17 protein-coding genes are annotated in these 15,201 nt (G+C 64.2%); 8 read left to right on the top strand and 9 right to left on the bottom strand.

What is annotated here, in order from left to right; translation table 11 throughout:
- Nucleotides 1-4 precede the first annotated feature (4 nt).
- A complete protein-coding gene (locus BQ7471_RS10385) occupies nt 5-985 on the top strand; it encodes a 1,4-dihydroxy-2-naphthoyl-CoA synthase (protein WP_076466048.1) in 981 nt (326 codons plus the stop codon).
- Between the two features lie 152 nt (nt 986-1,137).
- Here the strand turns inward: BQ7471_RS10385 and BQ7471_RS10380 are convergent, their stop codons facing one another.
- The gene (locus BQ7471_RS10380; RefSeq protein ID WP_076466047.1) at nt 1,138-2,580 is read right to left on the bottom strand and encodes a L,D-transpeptidase family protein; all 1,443 of its coding nucleotides are present in this window, start codon (nt 2,578-2,580) and stop codon (nt 1,138-1,140) included.
- 186 nt (nt 2,581-2,766) lie between these two features.
- On the opposite strand from BQ7471_RS10380, the gene BQ7471_RS10375 reads away from it, so the two are divergent.
- The 3 genes from BQ7471_RS10375 to BQ7471_RS10365 all read left to right on the top strand — a co-directional run bounded on the left by BQ7471_RS10375 (nt 2,767) and on the right by BQ7471_RS10365 (nt 5,543).
- Nucleotides 2,767-4,089: an AMP-binding protein gene (locus BQ7471_RS10375; RefSeq protein WP_076466045.1), complete on the top strand. Its 1,323-nt coding sequence runs from the start codon at nt 2,767-2,769 to the stop codon at nt 4,087-4,089.
- Between the two features lie 71 nt (nt 4,090-4,160).
- Nucleotides 4,161-5,054 carry a 1,4-dihydroxy-2-naphthoate polyprenyltransferase gene (locus BQ7471_RS10370; RefSeq protein ID WP_076466389.1) on the top strand — a complete coding sequence of 298 codons (894 nt, stop codon included), beginning with the start codon at nt 4,161-4,163 and terminating at the stop codon, nt 5,052-5,054.
- A gap of 57 nt (nt 5,055-5,111) precedes the next feature.
- A complete protein-coding gene (locus tag BQ7471_RS10365) occupies nt 5,112-5,543 on the top strand; it encodes a PLDc N-terminal domain-containing protein (RefSeq protein ID WP_076466044.1) in 432 nt (143 codons plus the stop codon).
- 49 nt (nt 5,544-5,592) lie between these two features.
- Here BQ7471_RS10365 and BQ7471_RS10360 read toward each other — a convergent pair whose 3' ends face one another.
- From BQ7471_RS10360 to BQ7471_RS10350, 3 genes are all read right to left on the bottom strand, one after another.
- Nucleotides 5,593-6,261, bottom strand: coding sequence for a histidine phosphatase family protein (locus BQ7471_RS10360; RefSeq protein ID WP_076466042.1), 669 nt, complete (start codon nt 6,259-6,261; stop codon nt 5,593-5,595).
- Between the two features lie 83 nt (nt 6,262-6,344).
- Entirely contained in the window at nt 6,345-6,443 is a 99-nt protein-coding gene (locus tag BQ7471_RS10355) for a 30S ribosomal protein bS22 (protein WP_003792170.1), read from the bottom strand.
- A gap of 88 nt (nt 6,444-6,531) precedes the next feature.
- A complete protein-coding gene (locus BQ7471_RS10350; protein WP_076466041.1) occupies nt 6,532-6,750 on the bottom strand; it encodes a helix-turn-helix domain-containing protein in 219 nt (72 codons plus the stop codon).
- Between the two features lie 178 nt (nt 6,751-6,928).
- Between BQ7471_RS10350 and BQ7471_RS10345 the strand changes: the two genes are divergently transcribed.
- The 4 genes from BQ7471_RS10345 to radA all read left to right on the top strand — a co-directional run bounded on the left by BQ7471_RS10345 (nt 6,929) and on the right by radA (nt 10,883).
- Entirely contained in the window at nt 6,929-8,458 is a 1,530-nt protein-coding gene (locus tag BQ7471_RS10345) for a TrkH family potassium uptake protein (protein WP_076466039.1), read from the top strand.
- 49 nt (nt 8,459-8,507) lie between these two features.
- Complete coding sequence (locus tag BQ7471_RS10340; RefSeq protein WP_076466037.1) at nt 8,508-9,182, top strand: potassium channel family protein; 675 nt, start codon at nt 8,508-8,510, stop codon at nt 9,180-9,182.
- 146 nt (nt 9,183-9,328) lie between these two features.
- Nucleotides 9,329-9,457 (top strand): hypothetical protein, encoded by a 129-nt coding sequence (locus BQ7471_RS11810; protein ID WP_268874471.1) that lies wholly within the window; start codon nt 9,329-9,331, stop codon nt 9,455-9,457.
- A gap of 58 nt (nt 9,458-9,515) precedes the next feature.
- Complete coding sequence (radA, locus tag BQ7471_RS10335) at nt 9,516-10,883, top strand: DNA repair protein RadA (protein WP_076466036.1); 1,368 nt, start codon at nt 9,516-9,518, stop codon at nt 10,881-10,883.
- Nucleotides 10,884-10,929: 46 nt separating this feature from the next.
- Here the strand turns inward: radA and BQ7471_RS10330 are convergent, their stop codons facing one another.
- The 5 genes from BQ7471_RS10330 to BQ7471_RS10310 form a co-directional block, all read right to left on the bottom strand.
- Entirely contained in the window at nt 10,930-11,928 is a 999-nt protein-coding gene (locus tag BQ7471_RS10330; RefSeq protein ID WP_159438546.1) for a hypothetical protein, read from the bottom strand.
- Nucleotides 11,929-11,999: 71 nt separating this feature from the next.
- Nucleotides 12,000-12,608: an ATP-binding cassette domain-containing protein gene (locus BQ7471_RS10325; protein WP_076466033.1), complete on the bottom strand. Its 609-nt coding sequence runs from the start codon at nt 12,606-12,608 to the stop codon at nt 12,000-12,002.
- Nucleotides 12,605-13,651, bottom strand: a complete 1,047-nt coding sequence (locus BQ7471_RS10320) for a peptidoglycan-binding domain-containing protein (RefSeq protein WP_076466031.1) — start codon at nt 13,649-13,651, stop codon at nt 12,605-12,607. The genes BQ7471_RS10325 and BQ7471_RS10320 overlap by 4 nt, the downstream gene beginning before the upstream one ends.
- Nucleotides 13,652-13,666: 15 nt before the next feature.
- Nucleotides 13,667-14,122 (bottom strand): hypothetical protein, encoded by a 456-nt coding sequence (locus BQ7471_RS10315; RefSeq protein WP_129583429.1) that lies wholly within the window; start codon nt 14,120-14,122, stop codon nt 13,667-13,669.
- Between the two features lie 241 nt (nt 14,123-14,363).
- Entirely contained in the window at nt 14,364-14,651 is a 288-nt protein-coding gene (locus BQ7471_RS10310; RefSeq protein WP_076466028.1) for a lactococcin 972 family bacteriocin, read from the bottom strand.
- Between the last annotated feature and the right edge of the window lie 550 nt (nt 14,652-15,201).

The following is a 15,201-nucleotide window of genomic DNA, read 5'->3' as shown; positions in this document are numbered from 1 at the left end:
AGCCATGAGTGCACTGCCCTTCGTCTCCGACACCTTCGACCCCGCCCGTTGGCGCGAGATCGAGGGATTCACCTTCACCGACATCACCTACCATCGCGGGATCTCCAGGGGCGCCGACCTCGACGGACGCCCCGCCGGAGAGGACCTGCCGGTAGTGCGCATCGCATTCGACCGCCCCGATATCCGCAACGCCTTCCGCCCGCACACGGTGGACGAGCTGTGCCGGTCCCTCGACTCTGCGCGCATGAGCGGCGACGTGGGTGCTGTGATCCTTACGGGCAATGGGCCGAGTGCGAAGGACGGGGGGTATTCGTTCTGCTCGGGTGGGGACCAGAGGGTCCGGGGCTCTGATGGCTACCGCTACGAGGTCGAGGGCGCCGACGCTGATGCCGACCGCGCGACGCGCCGCGAACAGGTCGATCCCGCTCAGGCCGGGCGCCTGCACATCCTTGAGGTTCAGCGCCTCATCCGCCACATGCCGAAGGTCGTCATCGCTGCGATTCCCGGGTGGGCTGCGGGTGGGGGTCATTCGCTCAATGTCGTCTGCGACCTGTCTGTCGCCTCACTCGAGCATGCGGCCTTCATGCAGACCGACGCGAATGTGGGGTCCTTCGACGCTGGTTACGGGTCGGCGTTGCTGGCGCGCCAGGTTGGAGACAAGCGGGCGCGGGAGATCTTCTTCCTCGCGGGTCGCTATGACGCTCAAACAGCGGAGCGCTGGGGCGTCGTCAATGCGGCGGTCCCCCACGCGCAATTAGAGGAAACGGCCCTCGAATGGGCTCGGACCGTGTGCCGCAAGTCCCCGCAGGCGATCCGCATGTTGAAATTCGCCTTCAATCTCGCCGATGATGGCCTAGCGGGTCAGCAGATCTTCGCAGGTGAGGCGACCCGCATGGCATATATGACCGGTGAGGCTCAGGAGGGGCGCGATGCCTTTCTCGAGCGCCGTGAGCCCGACTGGTCGGCCTACCCTTACTACTTCTGAGTCGGCCCGCGGCCTCGGAGTCGGCCCTGCGCCCATGGTGCCTGCAGCGCCCACAGTCGGTGGAGTCGATCGCAGGTCGCTCGAGCACGCGCAGGTGCTGGGGTGGTGCGCACTCACAGCAATCAATGACCGAGTACAGTCAGCAGTTCCGCTCAGTAGTGGGACACGACAGTCGTCCCGATGTCGGCCCAGTCGTAGATGTACTTGGCGGAGGAGACCGGCATGTTGATGCAGCCGTGCGAGCCGCCATAACCGGACCAGCCGAAGGTGGAGCGCCACGGCGCACCGTGGAAGGCATAGCCGGAGTACCAGTACGTCACCCACGGGACATCGGGCGTGACATACTTCGTGCCGTCCGAGTTCTCGCCGCGCATCGTCTGCTGGACGAGCTTGGAGTACACGTGGAATACTCCCGTCACCGTCGGGGTATCGGGGGCGCCGGGAACCATGTAGAAGGGGCCGCCGACGATGCTCGCACCCTCATAGGCAACGACCGTGTTCGTCGACAGGTCCAGGTCGATCCACTTCTCACCGGGAGCGGCCTGATAGACCAGGTTCTCCGCGCCTTCCGCGATAGTCCGCGTGTCGTATTCGGGCTCAATTTCGTCGTAGGTGATTTCCGAGGTGTAGGCGGTTCCCGCATTCAAAGAGGAGACGATCCCCTCGGTCATGGCGTCGATATTATTGACGGACCACCCTTTGATGCCCTGCCTGTGAACAGTGAGTACCTTGCCCTCGGAGTTGACATTGTTAACGCCCTTCGTGGGCTCCACACTGAGGGTGTCTGCGAGTCCCGAAAGCCAGGCCCTCGTCTTGCCGGCGTTGATCGTCGGCACTGTGAGAGTACCGTCGTCATTCGTCGGGACCTCCACCCAGGACGCCTTATCAGCCGCGGACGCCGTGTACGAGGCATCACCGTCGGTGAGCGTGACATCGGGGGCGATCAACGCATTCGCCGCCTGCGCGGCAGCGGCCGCAGCTTCGGAGGTCACAACCGGAGTGACGTCCTGCACGTGGAGCGACGCCTCACCGGAGGCAAGTGCTTTCGCCTGAGTGGTCACAGTCTCCGTAATGTCATCCGCATCCACGAGGGTTCCCGCCGAGGCTTCAGTGGACACGAAACGGGCGGCCTCCGCGTCGAGCACCACCTCCGCCTCTTTGGCCGCATTGCCCGTCGATTCGGCGACCGTCGTCGCGAACTCGGCGAGCTTCGCCTCGTCAATGACGATGACGGGCTCGATATCCGTGGAGGTGACGAGAGCCCGGAGCTGTGAGCCGACCGAGGCATTCGCTGAGAACGCTGCTTCAACAGTCTTGTCAACATCGATGCGTACACCCGCATCGGCAAGAGTCGTGGAGGTCTTCAAACCGTCCACGTCAATCGTCACCATCGTGTCCGAGGCTCGTTGCTCGACCGATGCGACAGCCTCCTCACGGGTCATGCCGGTAATGGACTGATGCGCAATGGAGATGCCCGGAAGAGCCCTATCGGCGTAGGACACCGCGTATGCTGCGGTGGCGCCAACAGCTATAAGGACGACGGTGATGGCGGAGCCGATCGTCCATTTCACGCGGGGTGACAGTGTTGTGAACATCGTTTGCCACTCTACCGAGCCCCGATTCGAGACGCTATGCGACCATCCGCGAAATGATGGGGAATCGACCACTAAATGCGCGTGAATGAGCGCACAATGTGACCAGGGAGATCCCCACCCCCTACTCTGGTGTGACTGCGGCACCGCCCGGCGCCGTGGGCAGCTGCATGTGTAAAGGAGTCGTTGATGCCGATGCCGCGCATCCTGGTTGTTCCCGGAGGGACATCAATCGGAGCGGTCTCCCTCGCCAACGCCTCGCTCCACAAACTCGTCGAACTCTACGACGAGCGCCGCGCCGACCCCCACGCCCCCTCCGTTCGCACAATCGTCGTCCTGCGCGACCCCTCTGACGTTCCGCCGTCGACCCTGCGCAGCTCCGCGCACACCCTCGAAGCCGCATTCCCCGCGGACCGCTATCCGGCGGTCGCAGAGCGACTGCACGACGAAGGTTTCCTCGACGGCATCGACCTCGTCGTGCCGACGTCGGGGTCGAGTGCCGGGCGTCCCCGCCTCGTCGGCCTGTCCACCGACGCGCTCGTCGCATCGGCGAAGGCGACCCACGAGGCGCTCGGAGGACCCGGTCGTTGGATCCTCGCTCTGCCCGCCCACCACATCGCTGGCGCCATGGTGCTTGTGCGCTCCGCAGTCGCGGGGACGAATCCGCAGATCGTCGACACCACTGAAGGCTTCGACCCGCATGCACTGTTGCCCGCCATCGCGGGGGCCACAGCAGATCCGAGTATCCCCGGCTACCTCTCCCTCGTCCCCACCCAGCTGCAGGCGTGTCTGAGCGCTGGCGAAGAAGTGACAACCGCCCTCGCCCGCCTGCACACCGTCCTCGTCGGCGGATCGGGTATCCGCGCCGAACTCATCGAGTGCGCCCGCGCCAACGGCATCCGCATCGTCGCGACCTATGGCATGACGGAAACCTGTGGGGGCTGCGTCTACGACGGAGTCCCCCAAGCGGGCGTCGAAGTCCGCGTCGTCGACAGGGAGGGGCAATCGCGCATCGCGATCGCGGGCGCTCCCCTCATGACCCGCTACCTCGATGGGGACTCCCCCTTCTTCGAAGAGTCGGGCCGCACTTGGCTCCTCACTGGCGATGTGGGGCGCATCAACGGCGGGGGCATCGTGAGCGTCCACGGGCGCGCCGATGATGTCATCGTCACCGGCGGCCTGTCGGTCGCCCCCGTGCCCGTCCAGGACGCCCTCCTCTCTTCGCCGGAGCTCACCGACGCATGGGTGACATCCACCCCCGACGAGAAGTGGGGGCACGTCATCACGGCGCTCATCGTCCCCCACCGTCTGCCGGCGAACCACTCCGAGATGGAGGAACTGTCCAAGCGCCTGCGCACCCACGTCGGTGAGACCATAGGGCGCGCCCACGCGCCCCGCCGCTTCGTCGCCCTCGAGCATCTGCCCTACCTGTCGGGTATGAAGATCGACCGAATCGCCGCACGCCGGATAGCGGACCGCGCCATCCATACGATGCACGACTGGTGGCGCTGAGCCGCGATACGATCGCACGAGTGACGCATGCGGGCGCCCACGCCCCCGTGATGCCCGACGAGGAGGACCCCATGGCGACAATCGGCGACTGGATCGAGGGCGCGCGCCCCAGGACCCTGCCCGCAGCCGCAGCGCCCGTCCTCGTCGGTACCGCTGCAGCCGTCCACATGGGCGCCCGAGAACCCCTCAACGCCGTCCTCGCCCTCGTCGTCGCCCTCGCCCTGCAAGTCGGCGTCAACTACTCCAACGACTACTCCGACGGAATCCGCGGAACGGATGAGCACCGGACGGGGCCCGCGCGCCTGACCGGAGGGGGCCTGGCATCTCCCCGAACGGTCCTTCGGGCAGCGCTCGCGTGTTTCCTCGTCGCGGGTGTCGCGGGCCTGATCCTCCTCGCCCTGTCGGGCGTGTGGATCCTCATCGTCCCCGGCATCGCGGCCGTCATCGCCGCCTGGTTCTACACGGGCGGGCGCACCCCCTACGGCTACATGGGCATCGGCCTGTCCGAACTCTTCGTATTCGTGTTCTTCGGCCTCATGGCGTGTGTCGGCACGGCGTGGACGCAGACGCCGCAGGCGCCCTGGTGGTTGTGGCTCCTCGCCTCGGCTCTCGGACTGCTCTCAGTGGCGCTCCTCATGGTGAATAACATCCGGGATATCCCGACCGACCTCGCATCGGGGAAGAGGACGCTCGCCGTGCGCATGGGGGAGCGCCCCTCGCGCATCCTCTTCTCCCTGTGTGTCGTCGCCGCAGCACTCGCCATCGCCACCGTCCTTCCCCATGTCGGGTACTCGACACTGGTCAGCATCAGTATGGGAGCGTCGACCCTTGCCGTATCGATCCCCCTGGCCGGTCCCGTCATTATGGGGGCCACGGGTAAAGACCTGATCCCCGCACTGCGCAATACGGGTCTGTTCACGCTCGGGTGGGCGCTCGTCGTCTCCGCATTCCTCATCGCGGCTTAGGCGGCCGCATCCGCCCCGCGATCGCATTGGCGGGGCACGACGGTTAGACTCGATCGTGTGGTGAGGATTATTGCTGTGGTCGCGTGGGTCGCGATCACCATCTACGCGCTTGCGGACTGGTACCGCACCGATGAGGACGAATCGCCCGCACGCATCCCGAAAATGTTGTGGCTCATCCTCATCATCCTCACCATCCCCTCCTTCTCCCTCGGCGCGATCGCATGGCTCATCACGCGCGCCGTCATGCGGGCCGAGAAGGGCGAGCCGCCCCTGGGGTTCACCCCGCCGACGAGGCCCGAGCAGCCGCCTGCACCGACCGCACCCGACGACGACCCGGAGTTCCTATTCCGCCTCGAGCGCGATATCCAGCGCCAGCGACGCGCCCAGATGAACGGCGGGGGGCGAGGTTCCTCTTCGTCCAAGTCCGCATCCGACGACTCCTCCAATGAGTCGCCCGAATCCGAGGGGACTGCGGACCCGGAGCGCTGAGCCCCGGGCATCTCATCCACCGGGCGGGGCGCTCAACGGCGGTGGTCACTCAGCGCTTGAGCGCGGCCTGCGAGTCCCCCGGCGTCATGTCCTGCGCCTGTGCGACGAGGTCGACCGCCGGCTCCGCATAGGAGATCCCTACGAGGGTCGCGCCCGAGAATTCGAATGTCGTGATCGAGCCGAGCGAGCAGTGGCGCGACCACGGGGCATGCGCCAGCGGCTGTTTGCGGGCGAAACGCGTGAGGACCGTGATAGGGCTCTGGTGGGAGACGACGAGAGCCTCATGACCCTGCGCCGTCGCAAGAGCCGACGAGATAGCGGCGCGCATCCGCGACGCAATCGCGGTATAGGGCTCCCCCCATGAGGGCTCGAGGGGATTGCAGTAGAGGCGCCAATTGCTCGGCTTGAGCAGGAGCGTGCGATCGGCGTTGATAGCCTGGCCCTCGAAAGAGTTCCCCGCCTCAATGAGCCTGGGGTCCGACAGGATCGGAAGATCGTAGGCTGCGGCGGTGGGCGCCGCAGTGAGTTGGGCGCGCAGCAGCGGCGAGGCGATAACCACCGTAATATCCGCTCCCTCATCGACGAGGTGGGCGGCGGCGCGCTCGGCCATCTCGTGTCCCAGTTCGGTGAGGCCGAAACCGGGGAGCCTACCGTAGAGGAGGCCGTCAGGGTTGTCGACTTCACCGTGTCGCATCACGCGGATTCGTGTCGTGCTCATATCTCAAGTGTCCCATGAACCCCGACAGCGATGTCCCCAAGATGCGAGAAGGCCCGGCCGTTTGCAGGACCGGGCCTTGAAGCTCACTTCTTGTTGCGACGCTGGTGACGCGTCTTGCGCAGCAGTTTACGGTGCTTCTTCTTCGCCATGCGCTTGCGGCGCTTCTTGATGACGGAGCCCATGGGGTTCCTCCCTCGTGTGTTGAGCTGTGACGCGGCAGAGGTCCTACCGCGGGACTTTCATGCCCGTAATGGACATAGCGCTGACATCTTACCCGCCAATACCGGCTGCGCGGTCATCGGTGTGATCAGCAAGACCGGAGCGGATCAACTGGCCGACTGCCGCTTCGGGGACCCGGAAACTCTTCCCCACACGGATCGCGGGCATTTCACCGCTGTGAATGAGACGGTACACCGTCATCTTGGACACCCGCATGATGTCCGCCACTTCAGACACCGTCATAAAACGGGGGGCGGCCTGCTGATCCATGACGACTCCACATTCATCAAGACGCGAGGCGCTCGGAACCCTGCGTCCGCTACTTTGGATGCCTCACAGGACATACTACTGCCTGAGGACCATTCATCTGCAAGTCTCGACAGTTTTCGAGTCACAATAGAGGTGATTCTCAAAGACACCCCGCTAGTCCCAACAAGGAAGAGGCACCATGACGACCGCTCCTCGCGCCCCTCGGTCCTCACGCCTGGCCTCGACTGCGCGCTCACTCGCATCCCGGACGGCGCCCTCGTCCGTATCCCCGCTGACTCCCGATGACGTCGAGGCCGCACCCTCTCCCTTTGTCCGCGCCGTTGACGGCCCCACCCCTGCACTCCAATCGAGGCGCTTCGACTCCTTCCGCGGGTGGTTCGTCCGGCAGGCGCGCTACGCGCCCGCCCGTCTCGCCCTCATCGTCTTCGCCCTCATCATCATCGTCATCACGGCCCTCCTCCTACTGCCCTTCGCCTCCGTCGCGGACAGGCCCGCATCCTTCGTCGACGTCCTCTTCACCGCCGTGTCCGCCGTCTGCGTGACGGGGCTGACGACAGTGGACACCGCGACCCACTGGTCGCCCTTCGGGCAGACCGTCATCGCCCTCGGCATCATGATCGGCGGGCTCGGCGTCATGACCCTCGCCTCCATCCTCGGCTTCGCAGTCTCGCGCCATCTGGGGCTCACCCAGCGCATGCTCGCCGCCCAGGAGACAGGCTCCGACTCGATGGGGCAGATCACCGGGCTCATCAAAGCCGTCATCGCGACCTCCCTGATCGGCGAAGCCTTCCTCTTCGCCGTGTTCCTCCCCCGCTTCCTCACAATGGGCGAAGGCGTCCTCGACGCGATCGGAGAAGCCGCCTTCATGTCGATCTCCGTGTTCAACAACGCGGGATTCGTCATCCTCGTCGAGGGACTCGCACCCCACGTCTCCGACTGGTGGATGCTCGTCCCCATCATCATCGGAACCGTCATCGGAGCCATCGGCTTCCCCGTCATCCAAGATCTCGCGGCGCGCTGGAGGACCCCTGCGAAGTGGGCGCTCCACACGAAGCTCACATTGTCGATGTACCTGATCCTCGCCTTGATCGGCACAGTCATGATGGCACTGACGGAATGGACAAACCCTGAGACCCTCGGCTCCCTCGACACTCCGTCGCGGGTCCTCAACGCCCTCCTGTCCGGCGTGAACTCCCGTTCCTCCGGGTTGTCAGCGCTCGATGTGGGGCTCATGCACCCGCAGACGCACTTCGTCCAGGACATCCTCATGATGATCGGCGGCGGCTCCGCCTCGACCGCCGGGGGCATCAAAGTGACGACCTTCGCCATCCTCATCCTCGCAGTCCTCGCCGAAGCTCGGGGCGACCAGGACATTGAGAGCTACGGGCGCCGCATCCCCCCGTCAGTAGTCCGACTCTCCGTCGCCGTATCCCTCCTAGGCGTCTCAATGGTCGCGGTCTCCGTCGTCCTGCTGCTCACGCTGACGAACTACTCCCTCGATGTCATCCTCTTCGAAGCCATATCCGCCTTCGCGACGGTCGGCTTGTCGACCGGGATCACGGCGAGCCTGCCGCCGCTGGCCAAGTACGTCCTCATCGCCCTCATGTTCGCGGGTCGCACCGGTTCGATGACGCTCGCCGCGGCGCTCGCCCTTCGCAACCGCTCGCGCGTCATCCGCATGCCCGAAGAGCGCCCGATCATCGGCTGACGAGGACGCGCCGCGTGTCACGGGCGCCGACACGCGGCATAATTCCCTTATGACATCTGAGGACTCCAAGGATCTCGCATCAGGTACGCTCGTCATCGGCCTGGGGCGCTTTGGCTCCGCCGTGGCGGTGACACTCGACAAACTCGGCTACGAGATCCTCGCCGTCGAGAAGAACCCCGCCCGCGTTCAGGCCTTCGCGGGACGATTCCCCCTCGTTGAAGCGGATGCCACGTCAATGGAGGCACTTGAGCAGCTCGGCGCCCGTGAGTTCCGCGCAGCGGTCGTCGGGGCCGGTTCCTCCCTGGAGTCCTCGGTCCTTATCACGGCGAATCTCGTCGACCTCGGGATGCCGTCGATCTGGGCGAAGGCCATCTCCCGCGAACACGGGCGCATCTTGCGGCGAATCGGCGCCCACCACGTCATCTACCCAGAGTTCGACGCCGGTCAGCGCACCGCCCACCTGGTCGGCGGCCGCATGATTGACTACATCGAAATGGAGAAGGACGGCTTCGCGATCATGAAGCTTCGTCCTCCCAAAGAGGTCCATGGCTTCACCCTGCAAGATCTTGATCTTCGAGGCCGCTACGGCGTCAATATGCTCGGTATTCTGCGCCCCGGCAGGCCCTTCGAGTACGCGGTCGCAACAACGCGGATCAACCCCGAAGACGTCATCATCGTCTCGGGCGATTCCCGCCTCCTCGAGTACTTCGCGAACCGGCCGTAATTTCGGCGGGTGATCTCCATGGGATTCTTTGATTTCTTCAAAGGGGCTGCCTCATCTTACGAGACGCCCACACCCCGAGTCTTCGGCCAGGTGCCCCCCTCTTCGACGAGCCCGATCTGGTTCCGTATATCACTGATGAGGACGGAGTGAAGTACCCTTACCGGAACGCCGTCCGTAATCCGGCCGTCGACCCGATGTCGATGCCACCGCACTCGGTGGACTACAGGGCAGTCGGGGTTCAGATCGACTCCCTGGTCGACCCCGGCGCCTGGTGATCACGGCACCGTTCCGGAATCGAACGCACACGCAGTAGGCCGCCTATACGGTTGTCTCATGGGGAAGAAGGCGACGTACCAATGTTCCGACTGCGGGTGGGCCTCACCCAAATGGGTGGGCCAGTGCCGCGAATGCCGCGCATGGGGGACACTCGAAGAAACCGGGGCCAGTGGCGTCCTCGCCGGGGGGACTGCGCCCTCGACGCCGCGCCACCCCGCCCGCCCCATCGCCCAAGTCGATGGGAATGCCGCGAGCGCACGTCCCACGGGCGTCGGAGAACTCGACCGGGTGCTCGGCGGCGGCATCGTCCCCGGCGCAGTGATCCTCCTCGCCGGAGAGCCCGGCGTCGGCAAGTCGACGCTGCTCCTCGACGTCGCCGCCCGCTGTGCGCGTCAGCCGATCGGCCGAGGCCCGGTGCTGTACGTGACGGGAGAAGAATCCTCCTCGCAGGTGAAGACCCGAGCGGAGCGCATTGGCGCCGTTGACGACAATCTTCTTCTCGCCGATGACAACGACCTGGCATCGATCCTCGGACACGTGGAACAAACGGCACCGTCGCTGCTCATCGTCGACTCCGTTCAAACGATTCAGTCGAGCCAGGTCGACGGCGGGGCGGGCGGTATTGCGCAGGTGCGCGCAGTTACGGCGGCTATTATTCGCACCGCGAAAGAACGGGATCTGCCGGTGCTCTTAGTCGGGCACGTCACTAAGGACGGCGGGATCGCGGGGCCGCGCGTCCTCGAACACCTCGTCGATGTCGTATGCCAATTCGAGGGCGAACGCCACGCGAGCCTTCGCCTGCTGCGGGCGGTGAAGAACCGCTACGGCCCCACCGACGAGGTCGGATGCTTCGAGTTGACGGATGCGGGAATACTCGGGCTCGCCGACCCCTCCGGCTTGTTCCTCTCGCAGACGAGCCGCGATGTACCGGGATCCTGCGTGACCGTCTCCTTGGAGGGGCGCCGCCCCATGCCGACGGAGATCCAGGCGCTCGTCGCCCCCACGGGCGCGGGCTCGGCGAGGCGCACCACGTCGGGGGTGGATCACTCCCGCGTCGCCATGATCCTCGCGGTTCTGCAGGCCAGGCTCGGGCTCGACTTGGCCGACTGCGATGTCTACGCGTCGACGGTCGGCGGAGCGAAGACCTCAGAACCGGCGGTCGACATCGCTATTGCGATCGCTATCGTCTCCGCATTCAAGGGGAAAGCGGCTCGGCCCTCGCTCATCGCAATGGGTGAGATCGGCCTGACGGGCGAGGTGCGGGCGTGCACGGGTCTGGCCCGCCGCCTCATGGAGGCCTCCAGACTCGGGTTCACGACGGCGATCGTCCCCGCGCAGGGCAGCGAGAGACTCCCCTCCATTGACGGGGTGAACGTGTTCACCGTCTCGGACCTGTTCACAGCAATCCGGGTGGCGCTGCCGTGAGTCCGCTGCGAGACGCCGCCCGGCTCATCGGCTCTTGCCGCCCGGCTCATCGGCTCTTGAAATAGGTGAATAAGTGGTGCTCGCGGATGGTGATCCACGCGCACAGAGCCCCCAACAACACTGAGGCACTCGTCGGGAACAGTACTCGTGCGGCGATCAGCACCAGTTGCGGATCCATCGCACGAATGTGGAATACGAATGTGTAGGCGACAAGCGCACTCGCCATGATGGCGCCGACGATCACCCACGCAATCGTCTCGATACCGAGGATCGTGCGCTCGTCCCTGCGATGAACCCCGGCATGAAGATTCGCGGCGATTTCAAGGCGCCGCACGCGCAGCGACACGAATCCCACAAGAGCGCCGATGACGCCGCCCACCAGGGGGAGCCAGCGGGTGAGACGCTGCTGCAATAGCCCGTGAGAGTCGAATTCACGTCCAAGGGTGGTGTTCAACTGCTCGAGTCGAGGAGTCTTGTCTGAAGAACCTCCTCCGGGTATCAACGCCGTATGTGCGAGGAGACTGACGCCTTCGCTACTCGGCCACACGTCAATCCAGCATTCGTCGAATGCTCGAGTGTCCGTCGTCGGAATGAGCACTGCGTATCCGTATCCCGCTCGTCGTCCATCGGAGGGGTAGGGGAAGACGCCCTGCACCGTGAGATCGCCGTCTGCGGTCGCAATCGATCCCCCCCGTTGCACGCCCAAAGTCTGCGCGACTTCCCGGGAGATGAGGACGCCCTCTCCGGATGGTCGTTCTGCTCGGAGGACATCCGCGAACCCAGGAGTGATACTCGCGGAAGGAATCGGAGCGGCGGGAAGCGCTACCGCCACGACCTTTTTGGTCTCGGTCCGCAGAGCGCCCGCAGCTCGGATCCCCGGGACGTCTTTCAGTGCATCGCACGCGATCGGGTCAATGCCGTGGGACGAGGTCAGGACACTGATCGATGCGCCGGCGGTCTGAAACTCCCTCGCGTGCAGAACAATCGAATGGACTTGGAGCACGTCGCCTATTGCGAGTAGCCCCGCTGTGATAGCAAGAATCACCGCAAAGGTGGCTGCGCGAGTTGTTCCCACTGCCACGTTGCGAAAAGCCTCGCTCCATATTCCCCCGCCTCTCATGAGGAATACTCCAGGAGATCGAGGACGTCCGTGCAGAAGCCGCGCGTCTCCTCATCATGGGTGGCGATGACGACGATCATTCCGGGTCGTTGAAGTCGGGCGATGGAGCGGTTGACCTCCCGCGAGGTTGCAGTGTCGAGTTGCGCCGTCGGCTCATCGATCAGCAGGAGGTCGGGATCAGATGCGATTCCCCGCGCGAGCATCAGCCTCTGTGCTTCGCCCCCCGACAGCGCAGAGAAGCGCTGGTGTCCGACCTTCGCGAGTCCGAACATCTCAATGAGCCGCGCCGCCTCCTGTTCGGATTCCTCACGTGGGAGACCGCGGGCGAGGAAGGGCAGCCTCACGTGATCGAACGCCGTGCGCCTGGCGACTCCGTGCGGGTTCTGAAAAACCCACGAGACTGTGGAAACGCCTTCGCGTACGACAGTGCCTTCAGCCGGTCGGACCCAGTCGGCCAGTATCGACAGCAGAGTCGATTTGCCGGAACCGGAGGGGCCGACCACAGCATAGACGCGATCTGTTTCAAGGCGAGCACTGAGGTGCCTGAAGAGCCATGCGCTCTGCGTGAACTTGTGCCCCAAGTCAGACAGGTGGATTTCATTCATCGGCACGATGCCTGCTGCCCTGCAGGTGAGCTGACCGACGCGGGAGCGTCTCCACCTGGGAATTGAACGAGAGACGACCCCAGTTGTGAGGACACGACGGTCACCTCGAACGGGGTCCCCGATCCATCGGCGACACACCCCGAAGGGCCTTGCAGGTCGTAGATCGCACCCGGGGGGACGGAATAGACAGACACGGGTTCAGCGAGCAGGAACTTCGCGGCGATCGTCCCGTTACGGGACTCCGTCGTGGCCGCCCACTTGGCGAACGAAGGGGATGATTCGGCGGAGTCGAGGGCCGATGAGTCGACCACCGCGCCGTCGGAGTCGGCTGCGAGTGTGAGCTCATCGAACACGATGATCCTGTCGCCGTCAACGGTCGCCCTCGGGGTTTCCTTCGGGGTGAGTGCGACGAGGTGAGACCCCAGATTCACCAACTCCCCGCCTTCTTCGATCGCAGATCCCAAGTTGGCGACGCACGTGCTGACCTGGATCTCTTGTGACGGGATCCATACGAATCGCTCACGCGGGATGGAAGTGAATTGTGTTCGCTCATCTGACGTCAGTTTCAATAAGTCGGCGGCGGCGCGAATCGTGCGCTGCCCGACGACGCCATCAACAGCGAGGGGGAATCCCAGGCGGTTAAGTTCCTCTTGGAAGGCGCGCACATCCGTCCCCTGGTCGCCTTCGGTCAAGGAGCGCCACAACGGCTCGGACGTTGCAATGACGTACCGCTGTTGCCCATCGATTTCAACCAGCACCTCCCCGGATTCCCACTTCTTTCCAGCAGCACAATCGAAGCGATTGATGACCCCCGATGCTGGGGACTTCAACGATGCTGCGGGCGACAGCCTGGGGACGAGTTCTACATCGATGGGGTCATCCACATGTCTTTCTGTGAGGGGAACCGTCGTCGTTGATTGTGCGGCCGACAGCTCCGTCGGCGTGGCGTCGAGGAGAGCGACTGCGGCTGAAACCGCGCCGAGCGCCACCGCGACGACGATGACAAGTATGCGGCTGCCCCACGCAAGATACGACTGTCTCATGTCCCGTCCGCACTCTCAGCTGCGTGGATCGTTCTGACATACGTGCATCGCCTGTCTCCCCTCGTCCGTCTCCACGAATGAAGGTTGACCTCCTGTTGAGGCCATCTCCTTGTTGAAGTCTTCAGCAGAGTATCCGGGGGCAACCGCCCCGTGTCGTACCAGGCATTCCACCAGTACCTTCGAAGGATCCTCATTTGTGGGATTCGTAGTGACCTGGCCGTATAAATATGCCACTGCGTCGTACCCCGTCTCCATCCCGCATCGGTCAAGCGTCTCTTGGATGGTCGATGCGTCGACGCCCTCAGGGGTATTCGTTTGCATCGCTCCGCTGACCGTGAAGTCCACTTCCGTGATACCGATCGGGGCGACGCACTTGCGGAATGCCTCCCGCGCCTCTTCGAGTTCACGGTCCGTAATCGTCTGATCCTCGAGAATCGACCGCGCGAGTTCACTCTGCGTTTCCTGTTTCACGCGTTCGAACTCCGCCGCCCAGGTTGCGTTTCCCGTTGAGCCCGATGCAGACGCTCCCGAGGATGGAGTCGCTCCTCCTTGACCACACCCCGCGATTAAGGAGATGGACAGAATCGCGATACTCGTGATCATGACATTTGTTCGAATGCTCACGGATTCCCCTGCCTGATTCTTCTCGTTGCGGGGCGGTACGCCATCAATTCTGGAGCATACCGCCCCGCATCGTCACCGTTTCACCTACTCAGCCGAGCCTGTAGTAGGCCTTGTTCCCCGACCATGCAGCAGGCGCTGACGCAAGGGACCAGCGTCCGGGGCGCACGAGGGGCGAGCGGTAGGTACGCGTACCAACCGCGGTAGACCCGTGCCACCGATAACCGTGGTAGTAGTTGGAGTAGACGTAGGTGCCCACACCGTAACTCCACACGCCGCCTGACGGGTAGGAAATCGTAGCCTGGGCGGCTCCGGCGCCTCCGATCGCGAGCAGTGCCGTGACGACGGCGGCTGTTGTCACTCTCCGCAGTGATTTCATGATGACTCCCTGTTGTCGATGCGTTGATCTGCACCCGGATCCCCGTAGATCCAGGCAACCACGAAACTAAACGGCCATCGATGCGACACGATACCGACGAAAGTATGGTGAAGGGCAAAAGCTCACATACTTCACCTACTTAAGTCGGCGATTCTTTGCCATCGGGTAGCGCGCAGTCGAGAGTGAGGCTCATCATGGCGGATATGGGCGCATATTTTCGGCCGCGGCGTTCTTCAGGGCATGCATATCACGCGCACCTGTGCGGCCCCGCATCACAGACGGATTCGACGACCAGAGGGGCGGACATGCAGACACGAAACGGAAAAAACACCATGTCACGGCTCGCATCTGTTGCACTCGCATGCGGCCTCGTCATCACGGGCTCCGTACAGATCGCCCACCGGCCAGCGACTGCGCCGCCCCAGAATTCGGCAGTCGTCCACTGCACAACGGCATCGGTGCGCCCAGTGCGCTGGATAGCGGCGGACAGCGACTTCGGATGGCTGAGAAAATGGTACCGCATTATGCGAGGAGGACGCTGGTGAGACAC

This window comes from Actinomyces mediterranea (assembly GCF_900155595.1).
Lineage (GTDB): Bacteria > Actinomycetota > Actinomycetes > Actinomycetales > Actinomycetaceae > Pauljensenia > Pauljensenia mediterranea.
Note: the sequence above shows the minus strand (reverse complement) of the source record. Positions and strands in the feature narration are given on the sequence as shown.